Raw genomic sequence first — 580 nt, forward strand, 5'->3', positions numbered from 1 at the left:
ACCTTATTAGGCCATGTTACAAATAACTTAGGCAATATAGTACGTTCACCAATTTTCATTCCCAACAAACGAAACCACAACTTTCTTGGAAATGATTTCAATCTACTCCTGTACTTGTTTCGAAGAATAAATGCACCATGTTGAAATGTTCTGCTCATAAGTAAAAGAGTATCTTATTGACTGTTAACCAACTCACTTGGTATAAAATCTTGATAATATTGAAGCCACCTTTTGGAAAAACATTTTCCTTCTTATGAACGAATCAGGATAACACCTTACTACTCCATTTGCATTTTTCCAATATTCTTTTACTGCCCTACCAGGTGATCTCCCTTTGAGCCATGCTGACATATAATTTGTCTTCCAGGGTTTTGGAGAGCCCGTAGCATGAGACATTAATCTTCCGCCACCGATAAAATCCATGCCTTCTGGGCCAAATTCACTAAGCTGTTCTTCTGTACACATCGCCGTAAGATTCAATAAATCCTGATCTCCTACGGTGAACATATCGCTACTTGTTGTGCTTTGAGAAAAGTTTTTTTTGTTGAAATCAAAGTGAATCGAAGCGTAATCAATAAAC

The 580-nt window shown here is 36.9% G+C and carries 1 protein-coding gene; it reads right to left on the reverse strand.

Annotation, left to right across the window (positions count from 1 at the left end; genetic code table 11):
- Nucleotides 1-192: 192 nt before the first annotated feature.
- Nucleotides 193-580, reverse strand: a 388-nt coding sequence (locus tag AC1DPZ_RS28695) for a hypothetical protein (RefSeq protein ID WP_477409950.1), incomplete at its 5' end; no start/stop codon positions are given.

The sequence above is a fragment of the Mucilaginibacter sp. P4_G9 genome (genome assembly GCF_056400985.1).